19 protein-coding genes and 1 pseudogene are annotated in these 22,710 nt (G+C 66.6%); 2 read left to right on the top strand and 18 right to left on the bottom strand.

What is annotated here, in order from left to right:
- Window positions 1-10: 10 nt before the first annotated feature.
- From IB261_RS25125 to IB261_RS25050, 16 genes and pseudogenes are all read right to left on the bottom strand, one after another.
- Window positions 11-589, bottom strand: coding sequence for a pilus assembly PilX family protein (locus IB261_RS25125; protein WP_081516384.1), 579 nt, complete (start codon window positions 587-589; stop codon window positions 11-13).
- Entirely contained in the window at window positions 586-1,347 is a 762-nt protein-coding gene (locus tag IB261_RS25120) for a PilW family protein (protein WP_192380920.1), read from the bottom strand. Before IB261_RS25120 ends, IB261_RS25125 begins: the two co-directional genes overlap by 4 nt.
- 8 nt (window positions 1,348-1,355) lie before the next feature.
- Window positions 1,356-1,892 (bottom strand): type IV pilus modification protein PilV, encoded by a 537-nt coding sequence (gene pilV, locus IB261_RS25115; protein ID WP_192380921.1) that lies wholly within the window; start codon window positions 1,890-1,892, stop codon window positions 1,356-1,358.
- Window positions 1,889-2,365 (bottom strand): GspH/FimT family pseudopilin, encoded by a 477-nt coding sequence (locus IB261_RS25110; protein WP_081516447.1) that lies wholly within the window; start codon window positions 2,363-2,365, stop codon window positions 1,889-1,891. Before IB261_RS25110 ends, pilV begins: the two co-directional genes overlap by 4 nt.
- Before the next feature lie 345 nt (window positions 2,366-2,710).
- Window positions 2,711-5,767, bottom strand: a complete 3,057-nt coding sequence (locus IB261_RS25105; RefSeq protein WP_192380922.1) for a multidrug efflux RND transporter permease subunit — start codon at window positions 5,765-5,767, stop codon at window positions 2,711-2,713.
- Between the two features lie 86 nt (window positions 5,768-5,853).
- Complete coding sequence (locus IB261_RS25100; protein WP_081516380.1) at window positions 5,854-6,969, bottom strand: efflux RND transporter periplasmic adaptor subunit; 1,116 nt, start codon at window positions 6,967-6,969, stop codon at window positions 5,854-5,856.
- A 290-nt stretch (window positions 6,970-7,259) separates the two neighbouring features.
- The gene (locus tag IB261_RS25095) at window positions 7,260-7,964 is read right to left on the bottom strand and encodes a methyl-accepting chemotaxis protein (RefSeq protein WP_412548371.1); all 705 of its coding nucleotides are present in this window, start codon (window positions 7,962-7,964) and stop codon (window positions 7,260-7,262) included.
- Window positions 7,965-8,192: 228 nt separating this feature from the next.
- Window positions 8,193-8,402: pseudogene (locus tag IB261_RS25090) on the bottom strand (methyl-accepting chemotaxis protein); the annotation flags it as partial.
- A gap of 725 nt (window positions 8,403-9,127) precedes the next feature.
- Window positions 9,128-10,222: a DUF1513 domain-containing protein gene (locus IB261_RS25085; protein ID WP_081516446.1), complete on the bottom strand. Its 1,095-nt coding sequence runs from the start codon at window positions 10,220-10,222 to the stop codon at window positions 9,128-9,130.
- Between the two features lie 153 nt (window positions 10,223-10,375).
- A complete protein-coding gene (locus tag IB261_RS25080; protein ID WP_184596262.1) occupies window positions 10,376-11,437 on the bottom strand; it encodes an imelysin family protein in 1,062 nt (353 codons plus the stop codon).
- A gap of 15 nt (window positions 11,438-11,452) precedes the next feature.
- Entirely contained in the window at window positions 11,453-12,877 is a 1,425-nt protein-coding gene (locus IB261_RS25075) for a di-heme oxidoreductase family protein (RefSeq protein ID WP_192380923.1), read from the bottom strand.
- A 197-nt stretch (window positions 12,878-13,074) separates the two neighbouring features.
- A complete protein-coding gene (locus IB261_RS25070) occupies window positions 13,075-14,415 on the bottom strand; it encodes an imelysin family protein (protein ID WP_138215918.1) in 1,341 nt (446 codons plus the stop codon).
- A 205-nt stretch (window positions 14,416-14,620) separates the two neighbouring features.
- Window positions 14,621-16,702, bottom strand: coding sequence for a putative bifunctional diguanylate cyclase/phosphodiesterase (locus IB261_RS25065; RefSeq protein ID WP_081516375.1), 2,082 nt, complete (start codon window positions 16,700-16,702; stop codon window positions 14,621-14,623).
- 192 nt (window positions 16,703-16,894) lie between these two features.
- Complete coding sequence (locus IB261_RS25060) at window positions 16,895-17,476, bottom strand: superoxide dismutase (protein WP_045211147.1); 582 nt, start codon at window positions 17,474-17,476, stop codon at window positions 16,895-16,897.
- A 326-nt stretch (window positions 17,477-17,802) separates the two neighbouring features.
- Window positions 17,803-18,405 (bottom strand): LysE/ArgO family amino acid transporter, encoded by a 603-nt coding sequence (locus IB261_RS25055; RefSeq protein ID WP_081516374.1) that lies wholly within the window; start codon window positions 18,403-18,405, stop codon window positions 17,803-17,805.
- Between the two features lie 3 nt (window positions 18,406-18,408).
- Window positions 18,409-18,816, bottom strand: coding sequence for an ACT domain-containing protein (locus IB261_RS25050; RefSeq protein ID WP_192380924.1), 408 nt, complete (start codon window positions 18,814-18,816; stop codon window positions 18,409-18,411).
- Between the two features lie 93 nt (window positions 18,817-18,909).
- Here IB261_RS25050 and IB261_RS25045 point away from each other — a divergent pair, with 93 nt between their 5' ends.
- Window positions 18,910-19,815 (top strand): LysR family transcriptional regulator ArgP, encoded by a 906-nt coding sequence (locus IB261_RS25045; protein WP_139791484.1) that lies wholly within the window; start codon window positions 18,910-18,912, stop codon window positions 19,813-19,815.
- Here IB261_RS25045 and IB261_RS25040 read toward each other — a convergent pair.
- Entirely contained in the window at window positions 19,802-20,863 is a 1,062-nt protein-coding gene (locus tag IB261_RS25040; RefSeq protein WP_192380925.1) for a saccharopine dehydrogenase family protein, read from the bottom strand. The genes IB261_RS25045 and IB261_RS25040 overlap by 14 nt on opposite strands.
- A gap of 193 nt (window positions 20,864-21,056) precedes the next feature.
- On the opposite strand from IB261_RS25040, the gene IB261_RS25035 reads away from it, so the two are divergent.
- Complete coding sequence (locus tag IB261_RS25035; protein ID WP_192380926.1) at window positions 21,057-22,046, top strand: NAD-dependent epimerase/dehydratase family protein; 990 nt, start codon at window positions 21,057-21,059, stop codon at window positions 22,044-22,046.
- Window positions 22,047-22,175: 129 nt separating this feature from the next.
- Here the strand turns inward: IB261_RS25035 and IB261_RS25030 are convergent, their stop codons facing one another.
- The gene (locus tag IB261_RS25030; protein ID WP_318653037.1) at window positions 22,176-22,460 is read right to left on the bottom strand and encodes a hypothetical protein; all 285 of its coding nucleotides are present in this window, start codon (window positions 22,458-22,460) and stop codon (window positions 22,176-22,178) included.
- Window positions 22,461-22,710 lie beyond the last annotated feature (250 nt).

Genomic DNA, 22,710 nt, shown 5'->3' with positions numbered 1-22,710 from the left:
GTCGGGCTCCTCAGTAGTAACGACGGATGGTGACGGTCTGCAGCACGCTCATCAGGCGCTGTCCGTCGGCGCGGGCGGCAGCGCTCACCCGGTAGTAATGCGGCCCGCGCCCCTGGGAGCGTTCGTCGGGGTCGGTGATCTGCACGTTGCCGTTGGAGTCGGCCGGGTCGAAGGCGATGTAGGCGGCGTTCCAGCGCGGCACCGGGTCGAAGGTGGAGCTGCCGTCCATGCCCAGGTAGGCGATGGAGGTGGCGTCGCTGCTCCACCAGTCGGCGCTGGCCTTGGCGTTGGAGGAGTACTTGTCGCTGACCAGGATGCACAGGTTGGCGTGTTGCGCGACGCTGGAGGCGCAGTTCGCCGACCCCTGGTCCAGGCTGGTCTGCGCGGCCAGGCGGCGCTCACCCTCGCGCAGCGCCGACTCGGCGGCCGCCCGCGAATGCTGCTGCTCGCTGAGGTTGCCGATGATGCGGGTCTCGGTGGTGGTGCCGCGCATGCTGCTCAGGGCGATCAGGGTGCCGAGCAGCAGCATCACCAGGGCGATGACCAGGGTGGCGCCGCGTTGCGCGCGCAGGGTGTGTCGTGGGCTCATGGCATCAGGTTCCGCAGCATCACGCTGCCTTGGGCGATCTGGTAGACGTAGGCGGTGTTCTCGCTGAGGGTCGCGCCGCTGAGGGTTTTCCAGCGGCTGGCGATATCGCTGCTCATGCCGCCACGGGTCGACGCGCCGGTGGCGAGCAGAGCGGCGTAGCTGACCGCCTGGCTGTCATCGCTGCTGGCGGGCAGGGCGAACAGCGCAAAGCCCGCCACGCCCTTGATCAGCGCCTGCTCGGTGGCACCCTGGGCCGTGCAGGTAAGGGTGCCGTCCGCCGGCGTGCTGCCGGCTACATAGCCGATGCGCGTGAGCACGCGTGTACCGCGTGGGATGAACGTGCCCAGGCAGTCGTACTGGTTGCCATTGGAGCCGGCGACTTCCGTGGTGCTATCGCTGGCGCCCTGGTAGCGCAGGCAGACGCCCTTGCCATCGCTGCTGGCCTGGTAGGTCTGGCCGGCCTTGAAGGACGGGCAGCCGTTGCTGCTGGCCAGCGCGGGGAAGGCCACTTCCAGGCTGTCCTGGGGGAGGTAGCGGTAGCCGGTGCGGGCCAATTGCTGGTCCAGCAGCAGGAGCGTGTAGCGGGCGTTTTCCTGATTGCCCAACTGCCCCTGCTGGAACTGGAAGTGCGCCTTGTTGTTGATGTACAGCTCGGTGGCGCCGAGGATCAGCAGGCTGCCGATGGCCAGGGCGACCATCAGCTCGACCAGCGACAGGCCGGCCTGGCGTGCTTGTGCGGGAAATGTTCTTGCGGACATGGCGGACCTCAGAGTTCGCCGCGCAGGCGGTAGATGCACAGGTTGTTGTCGCACTGGCCGCTGGGGTCGTTCCAGGCCAGCTGGATCAGCACGGCGGAGCTGGCGTCGTTGCTGCACGCGCCATCGGACTGGCTGGGGCAGATGGTGAAGCTGGCGCTGAGGATCGAGCTGGTCACCGGCAGCGTCGCCTGCACCGCTTGTAGCCAGCAGGCGAGATCGGCTTTCGCCACGTCGGAGCCGCCATTGCCGCGCTCGCGAGTGGCGCAATCGCTGCGCGAAGTGGTGGCGAAGGCCGTGCCGGCGACCTTGTAGTAGGCCGAGCTGCTGCTGAATTGGTGGGTGGCGCTCAAGGCATCCTTGGGATTGCTGCGCATCTGCTCGAGCAACTGCTGGGCGAGCATGATCGCTTCGTTGCGCTGCACCGCATCCTGCGTGTAACGCAGGCTCTTGCCTTGCAGTGCCGCCATGCCCAGGGCGCCGACGCTGACGAGCAGCAGGCTGATCAGCACTTCCAGCAGGCTGAAACCTCGGTGGGCGCGTCTCATGACGAGCACTCCGTGGTGGTGCTGGTGATCTGCCCGCTGCTGGAGATGCTCAGCAGACGGCCGCTGCTGCTGCCGCTGCTGGGGCACAGACGGATGCTCTGTGCAGCGCCATTGAGCGTGCCGGCGGCGCGGAAGGTCAGGCTGCTGGCGCTGCCAGTGGCGGTCACCGCACTGCCGCCGTTGATGCCCTCGCTGCCGTATTGGCGCAGGGTTTCGCTACTGGTGGCGACACTCAGCGCACCGACCCAGTTGCCGCTGCTGGCGGTGACCGTCACCGCGCTGGCGCGGGTGATGGCCTCGCTGCGGGCGTATTGCAGCAGGTGAGCCAGTTCGCCGCTGGCGGCGTCGACCTTGTTGCGCTGGATCAGGTCGCCGAACATCGGCGCGGCCAGGGTTGAGAGGATGGCCAGGACGGCCAGGGTGACCATCAGTTCGACCAGGGTGAAGCCTGGGCTTGGGGCGTTTGCCGGCATGGCGGGTTCCGACGTTGAGCCGGAGATTCCCGGCGAATGGCGCGCAGGGATACGTGATGCGTGTATGGGGAATTTAGAGGTTGTGTATCAGCGCTGAGATAAAGGCGTGGGCGGTCGAAATATGCGTATGAATGGTCTGTCAGAAGACCACTCAGATGACGAACTGGCGTGCCGATCCTGCAGGCGGGCCCCGACGTAGGATGGCGTGGAGCGAAGCGATACCCATCGATCTCGTCCACCGGCAGCATGGGTATCGCTGCGCTCCACCCATCCTGCACGGCAGATCCGGATGTACCGGTGGCGGAGCTGCTCAACGAAAAAGCCCCGCATCAGCGGGGCTTTTTTTCAGTGCGCCGGAGCCGGCGCGGTGGCTTCGCCGGGTTTCTTGTCCGGCTTGGCCAGCAGCGTGTACACGCAGGGCAGCACGAACAGGGTGAACAGCGTACCCACGCTCATGCCGGTGGCGATCACCACGCCAATGTCGAAACGGCTCACCGCGCCGGCGCCGGTGGCGAGCAGCAGCGGGATCACCCCGAGCACCATGGCCGCAGTGGTCATCAGCACCGGGCGCAGGCGAATCGCCGCGGCTTCCTCCACGGCCTCGCGCACCGACAGCCCGCGCTCATGGCGTAACTGGTTGGCGAACTCGACGATGAGGATGCCGTGCTTGCTGATCAGCCCGATCAGCGTCACCAGCCCGACCTGGGTATAGATGTTCAGGCTCGACAGGCCAAGGAACAGCGGGATCAGCGCACCGCAGATCGACAGCGGCACGGTGACCATGATCACCAGCGGATCGCGGAAGCTCTCGAACTGCGCCGCCAGCACCAGGAAGATCACCGCCAGTGCCAGGGCGAAGGTGATCATCAGCGCACTGCCTTCCTGCACGAACTGCCGCGAGGCGCCGGCGTAGTCGAAGGAGAAGCCGCGCGGCGACTCCTGCTCGGCGATGCCGCGCACCGTGTCGATGGCCTCGCCCATGCTGACCATCGGCACACCGGAGATGATTGCCGAGTTGAGCTGCTGGAACTGGTTGAGCTGGCGCGGGCGCGCGCGCTCGTGGAAGGTCACCAGGGTGGACAGCGAGATCAGCTGGCCGCTCTGGCTCTTCACGTAGTAGTTGTTCAGCCAGCCCGGGTTGTCGCGGTAGGCGCGCTCGACCTGGGCGATCACCTTGTAGCTGCGCCCGTCGATGGTGAAGCGGTTGATCTCGCCCTCACCCAGCAGGGCGCCCAGAGCGACGCCCAGGTCCTGCATGGACACGCCCATCTGCGCAGCCTTGGCGCGGTCGATATCGACGACCAGTTCCGGCTTGTCGAAGGCCAGGTCGAGGTCGAGGAAGGCGAACTTGCCCGACTCCTCCGCGCGCTTCTTCACCCGCTCGGCCACTTGCAGCAGCGACTGGTAGTCGCTGGCGGTGTTGATCACGAACTGGAACGGCAGGCCCTCGCCGGTGCCCGGCAGCGACGGCAGGTTGAAGCCGAAGATCTGCAGGCCGGGGATCTTGTCCAGCTCGCCCTGCACCGCGTGCAGCAGCTCCATCTGGCTGCGGTCGCGCTCGTCCCAGGGCTTGAGCAGCATGCCGCCGATGCCGGTCTGCACGCCGTTGTAGCCGTTGATCTGGAACGCCGAATAGTACTCGGGGAACTTGCGGAAGATGCCTTCGAACTCGGCGGTGTACTTCGACAGGTAGTCGAGGTTCGCCGTCTGCGGCGCGTTGGCCATGATGAAGACGATGCCCTGGTCCTCCTCCGGCGCCAGTTCCTTGTGGGTGAACATCATCAGCAGCGGGATGATCGCCAGCACCAGCAGGGCGAAGACGACGACCACCGGGCGGCTGTTCAGCGTGCCGTGCAGGGCACGCTGGTAGCGCACCTTCAGGCCCTCGAAGATCAGGTCCAGGCGATGGGCCAGGCCGCTGGGGTTCTCGTCGTGGCGCAGCAGGCGCGAGCACATCATCGGCGACAGCGTCAGCGCGACGATGCCGGAGATGATCACCGCGCCGGCCAGGGTGAAGGCGAACTCCTTGAACAGCGCGCCGGTCAGGCCGCTGAGGAAACCGATGGGGGCGTACACCGCGGCCAGGGTGATGGTCATGGTCACCACCGGCACGGCGATTTCCCGCGCGCCTTCGATGGCGCCCTGGAACGGCGACTTGCCCTCTTCGATGTGGCGGTGGATGTTCTCCACCACCACGATGGCGTCGTCCACCACCAGGCCGATGGCGAGCACCATGGCCAGCAGCGTCAGCAGGTTGATCGAGTAGCCCATCACCTGCATGAAGAACAGCACGCCGATCATCGACAGCGGGATGGTCACCACCGGGATGATCACCGAGCGGAACGCGCCGAGGAACAGGAACACCACCACGATTACGATCAGGATCGCTTCGCCCAGGGTCTTCACCACCTCGTCGATGGACGCCTGGATGAAGCGCGTGGCGTCGTAGGCGATGGACACCTGCAGGCCCGGCGGCAGCTGCTCTTCCAGCTCCGGCATCTTGGCGCGGACTTCCTTGATCACGTCCAGCGGGTTGGAGCTGGGCGTGCCCTTGATGCCGATGTACACCGACGGGATGCCGTTGAACGAGCTGACCGCGTCGTAGCTCGCCGCACCCAGTTCGATGCGCGCCACGTCGCCCATCAGCACGCGGCGGTCGCCAGCGGTCTTCAGCGGAATGGCGGCAAAGGCTTCCGGGGATTTCAGGTCGGTGGAGGCGTTCACCGAGGTGACCACCATTTCGCCCTTCACCTCGCCGGCGGCGGAGAGGAAGTTGTACTGGCGCACCGCGTCGGCCACGTCACCGGCGGTGATGCCGTAGGCGGCCATCTTCACCGGGTCCAGCCACAGGCGCATGGCGAACACCTGGTTGCCGAGGATTTCGGCTTCGGAAATACCCGGCAGGGTGGCGAGCTTGGGCTGGATCACCCGCGACAGGTAGTCGGTGATCTGCGGGTTGTTCATCTGCTCGCTGAAGAAGCTGATGTACATCAGCGCCGAGGCGTCGGCGGCTTCCTTGTCCAGCACCGGGTCTTCCGCGTCGGGCGGCAGTTGGGTCTTCACCTCGCCGATCTTCGACAACAGCTCGGTGACCAGGCGATCGGAGTTGGCGCCGATGTGCGCGTAGATCGAGATCACCGAGTAGTTCTGCCGGCTCACCGAGGTCATGTAGTCGATGCCTTCGGCGCTGGCGAGGCTCTGCTGCAGCGGCTGGGTGATGTAGCCCTGGATGGTTTCGGCGTTGGCGCCGGCATAGAAGGTGGTGACGGTGATCAGCGCGTTTTCCATCTGCGGATATTCGCGGATCACCAGCTTGCTGAAGGCCTGCATGCCGAGCAGGACGATCAGCAGGCTGACCACGGTCGCCAGCACGGGGCGACGGATGAACGGATCGGTAAACATGCTCTCAATCCCTTGTTGCGGGCGCCGGCCGATGTACGGCGGGGCCTGTGGGCGCGCGCTGATTCAGCGGCGCGCCGCCTGTGCGATTACTGCGGGTCCTTGACGATGGCCACGGCGGTGCCGTTGTCCAGCTTGAGCTGGCCGGAGGTCACCACTTCTTCGCCGGCCTTCAGGCCCTCGAGGATCACCACGCTGCCTTCGCGGCGTTCGCCGGTCTTCACGAAGCGGCGCTCGACATCCAGCTTCGGCGCGTCGGCCTTGGCGTCTTCCGCCTTTTCGCCGTCCTTGGGCTTGTGCGGCACCACCACGTACACCGAGTTGCCGTACAGGGTGAAGGCCACCGCGGTTTCGGGCACCACGATGCGCGGCGCGCTGTCCGGCAGCTGCACTTCCAGGTTGGCGAACATGCCCGGCAGCAGCTTGCCGTCGGGGTTGGCCATGCTGGCGCGGACCAGCAGGTTGCGCGTCTGGTTGTCCACGCGCGGGCTGATGGCGTCGATCTGCGCGTCGAAGCTCTGGCCCGGATAGGCCGCCACGCGCACCACGACTTTCTGCCCGCGCTTGAGCAGCGGGAAGTCCTGTTCGGGCAGGAAGAAGTCTACCTGCAGGGTCGTCAGGTCCTGCAGGGTGACGATCTCGGTGCCCGGGGAAACGTAGTCGCCGACGTCCACCTGGCGGATGCCGATGGTGCCGGAGAAGGGCGCGAGGATGCGCTTCTTCGCCAGCGCCGCGCGCAGTTGCGCGACGGTGGCGGTGGAGCGGTTCAGCTGGGCGGCGAGGCGATCGTACTCGCTCTTGGAAATGGCCTGGCGGCCCACCAGGCTCTTGCCGCGCTCGTACTCGACCTGGGCCAGCCCGAGGTCCGCTTCGGCGGTGCGCAGGGTGGCCTGCTCGACATCGGATTCGAGTTGCACCACCGGCTGACCCACCTTGACCTTGTCGCCGGAGACGAACTGCACCGCGCTGACCGTACCGGAAACCTCGGCGGTCAGGGTCACGCCCTGGATCGCGCGCAAGGTGCCGATGGCCTGCAGGCGGCTCTGCCAGTCGCGCTCTTCGGCGTTGGCTGCGTTCACGCTCACCGGCGGACGCGGCGCCGAGAACATGGCGATCTGTTTCTTGATGGAGAGGTATTTCGAGCCGGCGAGCACCGCAACGATGACGGCAACTACGCCCAGCATGATCAGCATGCGGCGCAACATCTTCCTGTTCCTTGGTACGTGCCTGGCAGCAATCGGGCGCGATCGCTCGCCCACAAGTTGCCGGGCGGCCTTCCGTTCGCGCAGATATCGATCAGGCTTTGAAGCCGATACGGGGGACGCCCCATTGCGGGGCGGAATTGCGCACCTTATGCCTGAATGCGCGGCGAGTCAAAGGCCTGCGATTACAAGAGGTTTCCCACGAAAAGTAAGGTTGTTTGCCGCAGATACGCGCTGAATCGGTGCAGCAGACGGGTCCGGGAAGGGTGCCACATCCCTGTGGCACAAGTGGATCAGGCGCTGAGCTTGCGGGTGACGTCCGCCAGTTCACCGGAGAGGCCGTGCAAATGCCGGCTTGCACCCTGGGTACGCACCACGTTTTCCTCGTTGGTGGCGCCGATGGCGGTGATCTCGGTGAGGTTGCGCGAGATGTCCTCGGCGACCGAAGTCTGCTCCTCGGCGGCGGTGGCAATCTGGCGGTTCATGTCGCGGATCGCTTCCACCGCATGGGTGATGCTGCGCAACACTTCGCCGGCCTGGGTGACGCGCTCCACGCCCTGTTCGCTGCGGGTCTGGCCGCTCTCGATGGCGCGCAGGGCGTTCACCGAGCCGGTCTGCACGGTATCGATGATCTGGTGGATCTCGGCGGTGGACTCGGCGGTGCGCTGGGCCAGGGTGCGGACCTCGTCGGCGACCACGGCGAAACCACGGCCGGCTTCACCGGCGCGGGCGGCCTCGATGGCGGCGTTGAGGGCCAGCAGGTTGGTCTGGTCGGCGATGCCGCGGATCACTTCGAGCACCTTGCCGATGCGTCCGCTGTCGCTTTCCAGGCGGCGGATGACTTCGGCGGTGTTGGCGATCTCATTGCTCATCTCGGTGATGGTGACGATGGTGGTCTTCATCACTTCGCCGCCTTCCTGGGCGTGCTGGTCGGCATCGTCGGCGGCGCGCGCGGCGTCGGAGGCGTGGCGGGCGACTTCCTGGGCGGTGGCGGACATCTCGTGCATCGCCGTGGCCACCTGGTCGGTGCGCGAGAACTGCTCGCGGGTGCCTTCGGCCATCAGGGTGGCGATGGCGTTCAGCTCGCCGCTGGCGGTGTCCAGTTCGGTGGTGCTGTGTTTCAGGCGGGTGAAGGTCTCGGCCAGGAAGTCGCGCAGGGTATTGGCGGCGCGGGCCAGGCGGCCCAGTTCATCGCGGCGGCTGGCGTCGACGCGCTCGCCGAAGTTGCCTTCGCTGAGCTGGGCGATGTGTTCGATCAGGCGGGCGATCGGGCCGATCAGGTTGCGGTTGACCAGCCACAGACTCAGCAGGCCCAGCGCGATGCCGGAGATCAGCAGGATCAGGCTGCCGCTGATGACGGTGCTGTGGGCGCTGGCGGAGATGTTCCCGGCTTCTTCCTGGGCATCGCGGTGCAGGCTGTCCACCAGGGCGGCCATCTGCTCGCTGGCGGCGCGGTCGATGCCTTTCACCGCGGCGTCACCGGCGCGTGGGTCGCTGCCGGCGGCGAGGTAGGCGTCGCGGCCCTTGCGGTAGGCCTGGCCGAGCTGGCGGTGTTCGTCGCGCAGGCGGCTGACCTGGGCCTTGAGCTGCGGCTCGGCGGCGGCGTTCTGCTCCAGGCGACCGAGCACGTCCTGCACGGCGCGTTCCTGGTCCTCGAACTGGCCCCAGTACTTGGTCAGATCAGCCGGCTGCTGGCCGCGCAGCAGGACGTTCTTCCATTCCTGCACCTGGACCTTGAAGGCCAGGTTCGCCTGGTCGACCAGTTGCGAGGACTGCAGCGGACCGTCCAGCAGGCGCTGGTACGCGCCGACGCTGCCGGAGAGGAAGTGGAAGCAGGCGAGGGCGATCAGCAGCACGAGCAGCAGGCTGCCGCCCAGCAGCGAAAGGATCTGGGTACGCAGGGAAGTGTTGGGGGACATCTTGGTTTACGCCTCTAAGACGCAGGGTGGGAATCGGTCAGCCTTTGCATCGGCCGCATGGGTGTCTTCCTGAGTCCAGGGAGACGAGTGGTAGAGGTTTCAGATGCTCTGGGACGGGCGTTCTGGCGAATGTCGAGTGAGCGACTGAGCACACCCGTAGGAGCGCGCCATGCGCGCGATCGCGGGCGTGGCCCGCTCCTGCAAGGGAATGCCGGTGCTCAACCAGCGTTCACCGATCCTGTTCAGGCCAGGTGCAGGTGGTTGTCCCAGAAGGCCGGGGGCAGGTCCAGCGGGGTGCCGGCGATGCGCTCGCTGCGGCAGTCGTAGAAGCGGCAGCGGCCCTGGCCTGAGGTGACGACGAAGCCGTCCTTCACCGCGCCGACACCGGCGCAGTCGGGCAGCGGCGCGTCCAGGCGCACGGCTCCGGAGTCCAGGTCCCAGATGAAGAAGCGGTTGCCGCGCGGGGCGGTCAGGGCGACCAGGCGCAGGTCGTTGTGCACGGCGACGCTGGCGGTGTACTGGGTCATCGCCAGGCGCTGCTCGTCGGCCAGCGGGAAGGCCTGGAAGGCCTCGCCGGGGCGCTTGATGGCGAGCAGGTCGGCGCGGTCATGGGAGTCGCCCATGTATTGCTGGCCGGCGACTATGGTTCCGTCCGCGGCGATGGCCAGGTGGCGCACGCTGTTCATCTGCTGCGGCAGGGTTTCCCTGGAGATCAGCGCGCCGTCGCGCTGCATCAGCACCAGGCTCGGCTCCATGGCGTCGAGGTTCATCTCAACGCGGCTTTCGGCTTCGGTACGGATGCCGCCGTTGGCCACCACCAGGGTTTCGCCATCGGGCATCCAGGACACCTGGTGCGGACCGAGGCCGTGGGTGGAAACCTCGCCGGTGTGGTTCAGGCGCTCGCCATCGAAGCGGTACACGCCGAGCAGGCCGCGACCCGGATCGGTGGTGTCGTTTTCGGTGGCGTAGAGCCACTCGCCGTCCTTGTGCCAAACGCCGTGGCCGTAGAAGTGGCGGTCGGCCTGCGAATCGACGGTCTGCAGCAGGCGGCCGTCATTCAGGTCGATCAGGTAGCTTTGCCGGCCGGGGCGGCGGGCGACGAACAGCGCCAGCGGCAGGCTGGGGTGCTGCACCACGTCGTGGCAGCGCAGGCCGACTTCGGTGGCGAAGGCGCAGCTGCCGTCCAGGCGATAGCCCACGGCATAGTGCTTGCCATCCGCGTCGTCACGGGCGGACAGCACCAGGGGCTCCTTGCCCTTGCGTGACAGCGTCCAGCCGCCGAAGGTCAGGGCGCCGAGCAGCAGGCTGCCCAGGCCGATCACGTGACGTCGCAACATGGCTTTCACCTCTATCACTTCCTGCATCCCATCGATCTTGCGAGCTAGAGCCAGGCTAGGCGGGATGGTGCGGCGGATGCGGAGTTGGCTCCAGCCAATGAGCAATCCGACGCACCGTCCCAACGACGCATGGCCGACGCGCAGTAGATCGAATCAATCCCCGTCGTTGGCGTTGAACCCCAGCTGCACTCCCAGGGCCTTGGCCAGGTCGCCTTCGTGCAGGCGGTGGACGACGTTGAGGCTGTCGTACAGGTCGTTCAGCTGCTTGAGGCCGGCTTCGTTCTTGAGCAGCTCGCTGAGCGGCTGGTTGATCGCCTTCAGCTTGCCGTGGACGTCGGCGTAGGCGGCGTCGATCTTGCCGGCCAGCTCTTTCTGTTCGGCCGGCAGCAGGGCGCGCAGGCCCTTCTTGTCGGTGCCGTCCCACAGCGCCTGGGCGCCGGTCAGGCTGGAGTCCAGGCTCGCCAGCGACATGTCGCTGCGCCAACCTTCAGCCTGGAACGGCTGCGGGATGCCCTTGCTCTGGCGGCCCAGCGGGGTGCCGAGCTTCTTCTTCAGCATGTCCAGCGCGGTGACCTGTACCCGCAGCAGCTCGGCGATGGCCTCGTGGGCATCGGCGTAGCGCTCGTTGGGGAACTTGGAGAGCTGGGCGAGCATGCCGCCGTCCTGCTTCCACTGCGCCAGGATGCTCTCCGCCAGCGCCTGCTGGTGGCTGCCGATGGCTTCCAGCAGCGGGCAGTAGCGCGCCTTGGTCTCGGCGTTGGCGAGGTCGATCTTGGCGTCGTAGAGGATGTATTCGTAGGCGGTCAGGCCCTGCACCACGACGCTGGATTTATCCAGGGTCGCCGGGGAGATCGCGTTACCGCTGTTGAGCAGTTGCTCGACCTGGCGCGCCACGAGGTTCTTCTTGTCCGGCCAGAACTGTACCTGCCAGGAGCGGTTGCCCTCGGCCAGCGGGCCGACCAGCAGCGGCTGCAGCTCGGCCCAGGCCTTCTGCGCAGCCATGAAGTCGGCGCGGGCCTTGGTCAGGTCTTCCTTGCCCTGGCAGTAGGCCAGGGCGCTGGCGGCCAGCGCGCGGTCGGCGTCGACCCAGCGGCTGTAGGTCGGCAGGATCACCTGCTGGGCCAGCGTGGCGCTGGTGGTGGCCTGCGGGTCGGTGGGCGAGCAGGCGCCCAGGGCGATGGCAAGGCTGGTGATCAACAGTCGGGGGCGGAACATGGTGGGCTCGGCTCCTTAGAGTGAGTTCAGGAACGCCAGCAGGGCATCGCGCTGCCCGGCGTCGAAATTCAGTACGCGTTGCTTGGCCGCTTCGGCTTCGCCGCCGTGCCAGAGCACGGCTTCGAGCAGGTTGCGGGCGCGGCCGTCATGCAGGAACTGGGTGTGGCCGTTGACCGTCTCGGTCAGGCCGATGCCCCACAGCGGCGCCGTGCGCCAGTCGCGGCCGCTGGCAAGAAATTCCGGGCGATTGTCCGCTAGTCCCTCGCCCATGTCATGCAGCAACAGGTCGCTGTAGGGGCGGATGACCTGGTTGGCCAGTTCCGGCTCGGCGGCATTGGCGCCGGTGGTGAACTTGGGCGTGTGGCAGCTGGCGCAGCCGGAATCGAAGAACAGGCCCTTGCCGGTGAGCACCTGCGGGTCGTCGACCTTGCGCCGCGCCGGCACCGCGAGGTTGCGGGCGTAGAAGGCGACCTGGTTGAAGATGTGCTGGCTGACTTCCGGCTTGCCGCCGTCGATGGCGTTCCGGCAGTCGACCTGGGCTTTGGTGCAGTCATCGCTGGGCAGCAGGTCGCTGGTCAGGCCCATGTCGCCGGAGAAGGCGTGGGCGTTCTGCTGGGCGACGTTGGGTTGCCCGGCCTTCCAGCCGAAGCGGCCGAGGACTGTGGCCTGTTTCTCGTCGTCCCAGACCCGGTTCGGCCGGCCGTGGATGCCGTCGCTGCCCTTGGCCTGGAGCTCGGCGTTGGCGAGGATGTCCGCCTCGCTGATGGACTCCAGCAGGCCCAGGCCGATCATCGGCGGGGCGATGCGGGCGGAGAACAGGGTGTCCTGGTGCATCGGGCCGTAGCCCAGGTCGCTGATGAGCAGCTTGGGCTTGCGCAGTTCGACCAAGGTGCCGTCCTTGAAGCTCACCTTCACCGGCTCGTAGTCCACCCGCACCTTGCCCTCGGGCGCGACGCCGGGGATGGCCGAGTCCTGGAACTGGCCGCCGTACACCGGCTCGGGCACCACGCCCAGGCGCTTGATGGTTTCGACGTCGGCGGCGCCGGCGGGGATCGACAGGCGCACCAGCATCGACACGGCGTTGACGTCGTTGATCTCCGGCGGATGGCCGCGACCGTCCTTGATGTGGCAGTTCTGGCAGGCGTTGGTGTTGAACAGTGGGCCGAGGCCGTCGCGCGCGGTGGTGGTGGTCGGCGCGATCACCCAGGGATTGCGGAAGAAGCTGTTGCCCACGGCGAAGTCCAGGCGGCGACTCGGCGTGAGGTTGCCCGAGGGCATGGAATAGGCGTTGCGATCGCTCTGTTTCACCGTGGTGGCGCCGCCGGAGAGTGCTTCGCCAGGCTCGGCCACGGCATGCTGGGAGGTCTCCGGCTTGCACGCGGCAAGGGCGAGGGCAGACAGCAGCGGCACAAGGCACAGGGCGGTACGGCGGTGGAGCATTGGCGGGGTTCCAGAGCGGTAGATGGCAGCGCGCCATGGTAGCAGGGGCGTCAAATGCAAATATGAAAAATTTGTATTTGAGAACGACATCGTTTGCCGCCCGGAAATGACAAAGCCCCGCAGTGCGGGGCTTTGCAGAGGCTTGCAGGTGGCTGCGGCGTGGAGCCGCAGCACTTTCAGCCGTCAGGACAGGCGGATCAGAACTGGTGATCGGCGTTGTCCGGCTTCAGGTCCTGCACGCCGACCGCGGTGGCGGCCTTCTCGATGGCGCCGGTCTGCTTGACCAGCGAGGCGATGGCGTCGCGGATCTTCTGCTGATCGTCCTTGTCTTCCGGAGCGATCATCTGGTCGAAGTGCACACCGTCCTTCTCGGCACGGTCGACGATGACCTGCATCTTGGCTTCGGTGTTGGCCAGGTCGGCCTTCAGGTCGGTGTCGGCCTGGGCGTCAGCCTTGGCGACCAGGTCGGACAGGCTCGGGCCCTTCACGACGCTGCCGTCGGTACGCTTGTATTCGCCGGTGTAGATGTTGCGAATGCTCTTGGCGTTGAAGAACAGGGTGTTGTGGGTGTTGTCGCTGAAGCAGTCGTGCTCGTCTTCGGTGGAGTTGGCTTCCAGCGCGACCTTCATGCGCTCGCCGGCCAGCTCGCCCAGGGACAGGGAACCCATGCCGAAGAACATCTTGCGCAGGTTGTTTTCGGCGGTGTCGGCCTCGACCTTGGCGCGGTAGTTGTCGGCGACGCCGGCCTTGAAGTTGCCGTGCATTTCTTCCAGGTCGGAAACCAGCAGGTCGGTGACGGCCTTCAGGTAGGCGGCGCGACGGTCGCAATGACCGTTGGTGCAGTCCTTGCCCTGAGCGTAGTCGGTGTACTTGCGGTCGCCCGCGCCCGGCTTGGTGCCGTTCAGGTCCTGGCCCCACAGGAGGAATTCGATGGCGTGGTAGCCGGTGGCGACGTTGGCTTCGGAACCGCCCAGCTCGTTCAGGCCCTTGAGCTTCTCGCCGGTGATTTCCTTGACGTCGATCTTGTCTTCGCCGACCTGGATCTCGGTGTTGGCGACGATGTTGGCGCTGGCGCCGGCGTTGCCTTCGGCGTGCTGGTAGTCCTTGGCGACGTAGTCGATCAGGCCTTCGTCCAGCGGCCAGGCGTTAACCGCGCCTTCCCAGTCGTCGATGATCGAGTTGCCGAAGCGGAAGGCTTCGCTCTGCGAGTAGGACGGGCGGGAGGCGATCCAGGCTTCGCGGGCGGCCTTCAGGGTTTCTTCGCTGGGCTTGGCGATCAGCGCATCGACGGCGGTCTGCAGGGCCTTGGCGGTGGTCAGGGCGTCGCCGTAGGTGGCTTCTGCGATGTCCAGGTAGTTCTTCACCACGGCCTTGACCGCGGCCTCGTCGACCTTGGCAGCCGCTGCCGGGGCAGTGCTCTGGGTGCTGGCAGCCGGAGCGGCGGCGGCGGGGGCTTCGGCTTTCTTGTCATCGCCGCAGCCGGCGAGGGAGATAGCGATGGCGAGCAGGCTGGCAGTGGCCCAGGGCATACGAGTCATGACGGGTTCCTTTGCATGGAGAGGAGGCGCACGTAAAAAGGACTGCGCAAGAAAATCCGCAACATAATGCGAAAGATTTGCATTTTTGAAAAGAGAGATCGATGGCGCCGCTCGATCAAGGGGCCAGCAAGTCGCCAGCAGAAGGGAATTGGCGTGCAGGAGCGGGCCTTGCCTGCGATCGCGCGCAGGGCGCGGTATCAGGGAATCAATGGCGCTCGACGGAGCCGTTGGGATTGCCGCCGGCCGCTTCGGCCAGGCGCCGCGCCTGCTTGAGGTAGAGCGTCAGTTCGCGCGCCGGCAGCGGCTTGCTGTAGAGGTAGCCCTGACCTTCGTGGCAGCCCTGGGCGATGATGTAGGCCTCCTGCTCGACCGTCTCCACGCCCTCGGCGATCACCTGCATGCCCAGGCTCTTGCCCAGCTGGATGATGGCGCGAACGATGGTGGCGTCATCGTCGTCCAGCAGCAGGTCCTGAACGAAGCTCTTGTCGATCTTGATCTTGTCCAGCGGCAGGCTCTTCAGGTAGCTCAGCGAGGAGTAGCCGGTGCCGAAGTCGTCGATGGCGATCAAGGCGCCTGCGCGGCGCAGGCTGAGCAGGTGCTGGGCGGCGGTGGAGATGTCCTCCATCAGGCCCGTCTCGGTGACTTCCAGTTCCAGCGAGCGCGGCGGCAAGCGGTGCATCTGCAGCAGGTTGCTGACCACTCGCGGCAGGGCGTTGTGGCGCAGCTGCACGGTGGACAGGTTGACCGCCAGGCGCAGGTCGTCGAAGCCCTGGTCGTGCCATTCGCGCAGTTGGCGGCAGGACTGGTCGAGCACCCATTCGCCGATACTGAAGATGCTGCCGTTCTGTTCCGCCAGCGGAATGAACAGGTCCGGCGCGACCCAGCCCTGGGTCGGGTGCTGCCAGCGCAATAGTGCTTCCACGCCGACCACGCGGTGATCGCGGTAATCCACCTGCGGCTGATACACCAGGTGCAGTTCGTTGCGTGCCAGTGCCTCGCGCAGGTCCTTCTCCAGCTCGCGGCGTCGACGCATCTCGCTGTCGACGCTGGCGATGTAGAACTGGTAGCGATTGCGCGAACGGCTCTTGGCCAGGGTCATGGTCTGCTCGGCTTTCTGCAGCAGCTTCTCGGTGGTCTCGCCGTCCTCGGGGAACAGCGTGATGCCGATGGTGGCGCGCAGGTGCACCAGGTGCTGGTCGAGCTCGAAGGGGGCTTCCAGGTCGTCGAGGATCTGCTGGGCCAGTTCCGCCGCTTCGTAGGGCTGTTCGATGTCGGCCTGGACCAGGGCGAACTGGTCGCCGCCCAGCCGTGCCAGGGCGCCGAGGTGCGCGCTGCGGGTACGCAGGCGGTCGGCGAGGGCGATCAGCAACTGGTCGCCGAACTGGTAGCTGTATTGCTCGTTGATGCCCTTGAAGTCATCCAGGCCCAGGCAGAGCACGGCGACGCGGCGTTGCAGGCGCGAAGCGCCCTCGAGGATCTGGTCCAGGCGCTGTTGCAGCAGCTTGCGGTTGGGCAGGCCGGTGAGGAAGTCGTACTGGGAGATGCGTAGCAGGCTGTCTTCGGCCTCCCGGCGCAGGTGGCCATTGCGCTCGATGGAGGCCAGCAGCTGGTTGGCGGTATTCACCCATAGACCCAGCTCGTCCTTCTCGTGGCCGTCGGGCATCGGCAGCTTGTGCTGGCTGGGGCGGTCCGGGTTGATGGAGGCGAGGTGCTCGATGATCTTCGACAGCGGCTTGGTCAGCAGCCAGTGGTAGACCATGAACAGCACCAGGCTCAGGGCCATGGCGCGGAGGATGCCGGAGATGAAGATGATCACCGAGGTGGCGACGAAGTCGTCGCCGTAGGGCGCGGTGTCGAGGGTGATCTTCAGGTCGCCGTAGTACTCGTTGGAGCCGCCGCGGCCGGCGAGGCGGATGGAGTAGTTCTGCTCGGCGCCGAGGATCGGGTCGGTCATCCAGCGGGTGCTGGAGTCCAGCAGCGGTCGGGATTTCTCCGCCAGCATGGGTTCGTCGGGGTGGCCGATGGCGGCGTAGCGCACGGCTTCGTGCTGGAACAGGCCTTCGAGGACCTGCATCGCCATATCGCGGTCGAGGCTGTAGACGGCCTGGGTAGAGGGATCGCGGACCATCGCCAGGATGCGCTGGGCATCGTTGTGTACGGCCTGGCGCGCCTTGTGGGCGTCATAGACGATCTGGGCACAGCTGAGTACCACCCCGACCACGAGGGCCGCGAGCAATACCATTCGCAGCAGCTTGAGGGAGAGGCTGTGCCGGGGATCCAGTTTCAAGGGCGTTCCTTGTTTCTCGCCAGGGGCGAACGACTGGGGCTGAGTATTGGCAATTGGCGCAATGACGTCAAAGGGCCATCGTTGTGTTTCGTGACTGTACCGGCCTTTCAGGTTAGCTGACACGAAGGTGTTACGCGCCCATTACGAAAAAACCCGGCGCGAGGCCGGGTTTTCGTATCAGACAGGGTACATTCAGGCAGCGAACTGCTCGGCCACGAAGTCCCAGTTGACCAGGTTCCAGAACGCCTCGACGTACTTCGGACGCAGGTTGCGGTAGTCGATGTAGTAGGCGTGTTCCCAGACGTCGCAGGTCAGCAGCGGGGTGTCGCCGCTGGTCAGCGGGCAGCCGGCACCGATGGTGCTGGCCAGGGCCAGGGAGCCGTCGGCTTTCTTCACCAGCCAGCCCCAGCCGGAGCCGAAGGTGCCGATGGAGGTCTTGCTGAACTCTTCCTTGAACTTGTCGAAGGAACCGAAGGCAGCGTTGATGGCGTCAGCCAGGGCGCCGGTGGGCTGGCCACCGCCGTTGGGGCTCAGGCAGTTCCAGTAGAAGGTGTGGTTCCACACCTGGGCGGCGTTGTTGAAGATGCCGCCGGAAGAGGTCTTGACGATGTCTTCCAGGCTCTTGCCTTCGAACTCGGTACCCGGAACCAGGTTGTTCAGGTTCACGACGTAGGTGTTGTGGTGCTTGTCGTGGTGGAATTCCAGGGTTTCCGCGGAAATGTGCGGCTCAAGGGCGTTCTTCGCGTAAGGCAGCGGCGGCAATTCGAAAGCCATGGTCTCTCTCCTATCTCACTCAGTCTGGGCTAGCGCGACGTGCGCGCGACCGGTACACGGGGCCGGTTCGATGTTTGTCGCGGCATCCGGGCGTAGCTGCAATGCGCCCCATCAAGGGGCAGGCAGCGCGCCAGTTGCGTCCGGAAGGCTCAGAGCCCGCCGGCGCCACGAAGGTCCGATCATAGCACCCGACCTGCGGCATATCCACGCAGCAACTGTAGGGGCAAAGGCCCTGCATAGCGGCTTGCGTCGGAGCGCGACGCTCACTATGCACAGACCGGGATGACGGAACGTCGTTCGAAAAGCTTCCTTCGGCGGGCCGGAGATCAGCTGGCGAACACCAGTTGCGCGGCCATGCCCAGCATCATCACCGCGACCATCAGGTCCACCAGGCGCCAGGTGGCCGGCCGCGCCAGCCATGGCGCAAGCCACGCGGCGCCGAAGGCCAGGGTGAAGAACCACAGCAGCGAGGCGCTGGCGGCGCCCATGGCGTAGGCGCCGGGCGCTGCCTGCTGGGCGCCGAGTGAGCCGATCAGCAGCACGGTGTCGAGGTACACGTGGGGGTTGAGCAGGGTCACCGCCAGCGCTGCCATGAGCACGGTGCGGCGCGAGCGCGGGCCGGTTTCCTGGGCGTCGGCCATGGCTTCGGGTGCGACTGCACGACGCAGTGCCTTGAGGCCGTACCAGACCAGGAAGGTGACGCCGCCCCAGCGCGCGATGGCCAGCAGCGTCGGGTTCTCGGCGAGGACCTTGGCCAGGCCGAACACCCCGGCGCTGACCAGGATGGCGTCGCACAGCACGCACAGCGCGGCCACTGACAGGTGATGTTCGCGGCGCAGGCTCTGGGCGAGGACGAAGGCGTTCTGCGCGCCGATGGCGATGATCAGGCCGGCGGCGACCAGTACACCGTTGAGGTAGCTCTGCCACATGATTCAGGCTCCTTCCGGGTTGCGGGCGAGGGCGCGCAGCACGTCCAGCGCTCGCGGGCCGTCGGCGTAGGCGACGAACAGGTGGTCGTGATACCAGGCGGCGATCACGTTGCAGCTGATTCCGGCCCTGGCAAGGGCGCCGGCCACGGCGGCGGTGAGACCGACCGCCTGCAGCGCCGAGTGCACTTCCAGGGTCAGCCAGGCGGCGACGTAGTCGAAGGCCAGCCCGGCTTGTTCGGCTTCGGCGCGCGACAGGATCAGCGTCAGCCCCTCGCTTTCGCGAAAGCTGCCCAGCGGTTGCAGTCCGGCTGGCAATTGGCCGTCGGGCAGGGTGCAGAAGACGTACTCGCCGTCGTTGAGCACCGGGGTCATGTCGCGCAGCAGCGCGGCCAGGGAGGTTTCGCCAGCCATGGTGGGCAATCCATAAAGAGTGGGAATGCTGGCGATTGTCCGGCTTTGACCTGTATAAGAAAAACCAATACTGCTGATATCTCATTAGGGAAACTGATTATGTTCGACTACAAGCTGCTTGCCGCCCTGGCCGCCGTGGTGGAGCAGGGCGGTTTCGAGCGCGGCGCCCAGGTGCTGGGGCTATCGCAGTCGGCCATTTCCCAGCGCATCAAGCTGCTTGAAGCGCGGGTCGGCCAGCCGGTGCTGGTGCGCGCGGCGCGGCCGCAACCGACCGATCTCGGTCAACGCCTGCTCAACCATGTGCAGCAGGTGCGGCTGCTGGAGGGCGATCTGCAGCAATGGGTTCCCGCCCTGGACGACGGCGCGGCACCCGAGCGCCTGCGCCTGGCACTGAACGCCGACAGCCTGGCCACCTGGTGGGCCCATGCGGTCGGCGATTTCTGCGGCGAGCGCCACGTGCTGCTGGACCTGGTGGTCGAGGATCAGGAGGTCGGCCTCAAGCGCATGCGCGCGGGCGAGGTGGCCGGCTGCGTTTGCGCCAGTCCGCGCCCGGTGGCAGGCGGGCGCTGCGAGCCGCTGGGCGCCATGCGCTATCGCGGGCTGGCCAGCCCGGAATTCATCGCCCGGCACTTCCCGAGGGGCGTGACGCCTGCCGGATTGGTCCGCGCCCCGGCCATCGTCTACGGCCCGGACGATCAACTGCAGCACCGCTACCTGAAGGACCTCGGCGTCGACGGCCACTTCAGCTACCACCTGTGTCCGTCTTCCGAAGGCTTCGTGCGCATGACCAGCGGCGGCCTCGGCTGGGGTCTGGTGCCGGAGCAACAGGTGCGCGGCGAACTGGAGCGCGGCGAGCTGGTGGACATGCTGCCGGGGCAGGTGATCGACGTGCCGCTTTACTGGCACCACTGGCGCAACGGCGGCGAATTGCTCGCCGCGCTGACCCGGCACCTGCTGGCGAAGGCGCCGGGGCTCATGGTGCCGATCAGCCGCGAATGACGATGCTGCCGCTGCCCGGCAACTGCTCGATGCAGCGCGCGCCGAAGAGTTTCGACGGAGTGAAGTAGCCGACCGTGTTGGGGTTGGCCAGCAGGTGGCGCACCGCGAAGAGCACGCCGTGGATGGTCACGTCGTAGCCGTTGGCCGTTTCCAGCCGTGCGGTGCGGCGTTCGCCACGGGCGTTGCGCACTTCGCCCCAGACCCAGGTGCGCAGCTTGCTGCGGGCCAGTTCGTTGGGGCCATCGACGCGCTTGTCCACTTGCTGCTTGAGCCAGTCCTGCACGCGGTCGCGGCCCAGCAGCGGGCGCAGGCTGTCCATCACCCGCATGCCGATGGCGGCGGCCGGCGGCACCGGCAGGTAGACCTCGATATCGCCGATGCCGGTGGAGTAGTAGGCCGTTGCCACGTCGCCCCAGGGGATGGTTACCGCATGCTTGAGGCCTCGGCCGAAGTCGATGTCGCGGCGCTTGTAGCCCAGCGGCACGTCGCGCAGGCGCCCGGCCTCGCGCACCTTGCCGCCCAGCTTGAGGCCTTCCACGGTGGTCTTGGCGGTGCCCGGCGAGAGGCCGCTTCCGCTGTCGAAGCCCAATGCCAGGTGCGCGGCGTCGGGCATGGCTTCCTTCAGGCAGGCGGCGACGCAGTCGGTGGGGATCACGTCGAAGCCGACGCCGGGGCAGATCACCACGCCCGCCGTGCGCGCCACTTCGTCGAGGCCGTGGGCGTATTCGAAGACGGAAATCTCCCCGGTGATGTCCACGTAATGCGCGCCGCTGGCGACGCACGCCTCGATCATCGGCGCGGCGGTGGCGGAGAAGGGCCCTGCGCAGTTGGCGACCACGCCGACATCTTCCAGCGCGGCCAGGGCGGCGGCGCTGTCGTTCAGGTCGAACACCCGGCATTCCAGGCCCAGTGAACTGCCCAGCGCATGCAGGCTGGCCGGGTTGCGGCCGCCGAGGACCGGCTTCAGGCCTTCGCGCTGCGCCTGCTCGGCCACCAGCCGGCCGGTGTAGCCGTTGGCGCCGTAGATCATCCAGTGGGGCTTGCTCATGGTGTGGCCTCTTGAGAAAACTGCGTGCCTCAAAGGGTAGTCGCAACCACCCGGCGCATGTCGCCGATCGCAAGTCGTGCAACCCTGGCGCAGCGGCGCGGTCTGCAAGGATTCGTTTCTGGCGTGCAAGGCCAGAGTAGTACGGTACGGCGCCTGCTAGAGTCGCCGGACTATAAGAACGGGAGTGGCGTGCATGAAGATTCTGGTCACCGGAGCCAGCGGGTTCATTGGCGGGCGTTTTGCCCGTTTTGCCCTGGAACAGGGGCTGGCGGTTCGGGTGAACGGACGCCGCGAAGAGGCGCTGCAGCCGCTGGTGGCACGCGGGGCCGAGTTCATGGCGGGCGACCTGTCGGACCCGGCACTGGTCCGCGCGCTGTGCAGCGGCGTCGATGCCGTGGTGCATTGCGCCGGTGCGGTGGGTGTGTGGGGCAGCCAGGCGTACTTCCACCAGGCCAACGTGACCATGACCGAGTCGGTGGTCGAGGCCTGTCTCAAGCAGAAGGTGCGCCGGCTGGTGCACCTGTCCTCGCCGTCGATCTACTTCGATGGCCAGTCCCATGTCGGCATCACCGAGCAGCAGGTGCCCAAGCGCTTCGCCAACCACTACGGATCGACCAAGTACCAGTCCGAGCTGGTCGCCCTCGGCGCCCAGGAATTCGGCCTGGAAGTGCTGGCGCTGCGCCCGCGCTTCGTCACCGGCGCCGGCGACACCAGCATCTTCCCGCGGATGATCGCCGCGCACCGCAAGGGCCGCCTGCGCATCATCGGCCAGGGCCTGAACAAGGTCGATTTCACCAGTATCCAGAACCTCAACGACGCGCTGTTCGCCAGCCTGATGGCGGGCGAAGAAGCGCTCGGCCAAGCCTACAACATCAGCAACGGCCAGCCGCTGCCGCTGTGGGACGTGGTGAACTATGTGCTGCGCCGGCTGGACATGCAGCCGGTGGAGCGCCACATGCCCTACGGGCTGGCTTATAACCTGGCGCTGCTCAACGAGGGCGTGTGCAAGGTCCTGCCCGGCCGCCCGGAACCGACCCTGCATCGCCTGGGGATGGCGGTGATGGCCAAGGACTTCTCCCTGGACATCTCCCGCGCCCGCCAGTACCTCGACTACGACCCGCAGGCGAGCCTGTGGGATGCGCTGGATGAGTTCTGCGACTGGTGGCGGTTGCGCGGCGTCTGACGGTTGGCTCTACCTGTAGGAGCGGGCCATGCCCGCGATCGCGCATGGCACGCTCCTGCAGGATCAACTCCGCAGCGTGCAGGACGAAAAACGCGCCAGCGTTATCCGCCCTACGCTTTCGAGGCTCGGTCAGCGTCGAGCGCCGCCCCGCAGCGGCCCGGAGTACTGCTGGTCGCCACTGCCCTGCACTGGCAGGAAGCTCGGTTCCTGCACCACGCGGGGCAGCTTTACGCCGCTCAGCTCGCTCAGGCGCTCGCCCAGCTGGCGCGTTTCTTCCCGCGTTGAGTCGGCGCAGGCGCGGAGCATCCGCTCGATGGCGTCGCTCTGCTGGTACTGGATCTCCAGTGCCTGTTCTTCACGCAGACGGCGGCGCAGTTCGCGCATGCAATCCAGGATGGCCTTGTTGAGTTCGATCACCCGACTTCCTCCCCGCGAAGGGCGCCAAAGCGGCGCCAAGTACCTGGAGCGGGAGCAAGGGGCGTGCCACGATGTCGCAAAGCCACTATTGGCGGGTCGCCTGGGGAACTGCGACCTCCGTCACGGGTCTTCTGTGCGCCGACGAGGTGCGTGACGCCCTGTGATGGCACGCTGCTCTGAGCGTCACGCGAACGGATATACTGCGCCCTGCGCAGGCAACACGCCGCTTTATCCCCACAGGTTCATT

The organism is Pseudomonas sp. PDM20 (assembly GCF_014852575.3).
Lineage (GTDB): Bacteria > Pseudomonadota > Gammaproteobacteria > Pseudomonadales > Pseudomonadaceae > Pseudomonas.
Note: the sequence above shows the minus strand (reverse complement) of the source record. Positions and strands in the feature narration are given on the sequence as shown.

Coding starts and splice junctions, on each gene's coding strand:
- IB261_RS25080 (WP_184596262.1), bottom strand. CDS start 11,437: ATGTTCCGCCCCCGACTGTTGATCACCAGCCTTGCCATCGCCCTGGGC.
- IB261_RS25110 (WP_081516447.1), bottom strand. CDS start 2,365: ATGCCGGCAAACGCCCCAAGCCCAGGCTTCACCCTGGTCGAACTGATG.
- IB261_RS25035 (WP_192380926.1), top strand. CDS start 21,057: ATGAAGATTCTGGTCACCGGAGCCAGCGGGTTCATTGGCGGGCGTTTT.
- IB261_RS25055 (WP_081516374.1), bottom strand. CDS start 18,405: ATGTGGCAGAGCTACCTCAACGGTGTACTGGTCGCCGCCGGCCTGATC.
- IB261_RS25075 (WP_192380923.1), bottom strand. CDS start 12,877: ATGCTCCACCGCCGTACCGCCCTGTGCCTTGTGCCGCTGCTGTCTGCC.
- IB261_RS25085 (WP_081516446.1), bottom strand. CDS start 10,222: ATGTTGCGACGTCACGTGATCGGCCTGGGCAGCCTGCTGCTCGGCGCC.
- IB261_RS25070 (WP_138215918.1), bottom strand. CDS start 14,415: ATGACTCGTATGCCCTGGGCCACTGCCAGCCTGCTCGCCATCGCTATC.
- IB261_RS25060 (WP_045211147.1), bottom strand. CDS start 17,476: ATGGCTTTCGAATTGCCGCCGCTGCCTTACGCGAAGAACGCCCTTGAG.
- IB261_RS25040 (WP_192380925.1), bottom strand. CDS start 20,863: ATGAGCAAGCCCCACTGGATGATCTACGGCGCCAACGGCTACACCGGC.
- IB261_RS25100 (WP_081516380.1), bottom strand. CDS start 6,969: ATGTTGCGCCGCATGCTGATCATGCTGGGCGTAGTTGCCGTCATCGTT.
- IB261_RS25050 (WP_192380924.1), bottom strand. CDS start 18,816: ATGGCTGGCGAAACCTCCCTGGCCGCGCTGCTGCGCGACATGACCCCG.
- IB261_RS25120 (WP_192380920.1), bottom strand. CDS start 1,347: ATGTCCGCAAGAACATTTCCCGCACAAGCACGCCAGGCCGGCCTGTCG.
- IB261_RS25125 (WP_081516384.1), bottom strand. CDS start 589: ATGAGCCCACGACACACCCTGCGCGCGCAACGCGGCGCCACCCTGGTC.
- IB261_RS25105 (WP_192380922.1), bottom strand. CDS start 5,767: ATGTTTACCGATCCGTTCATCCGTCGCCCCGTGCTGGCGACCGTGGTC.
- IB261_RS25095 (WP_412548371.1), bottom strand. CDS start 7,964: ATGTCCGCCACCGCCCAGGAAGTCGCCCGCCACGCCTCCGACGCCGCG.
- pilV (WP_192380921.1), bottom strand. CDS start 1,892: ATGAGACGCGCCCACCGAGGTTTCAGCCTGCTGGAAGTGCTGATCAGC.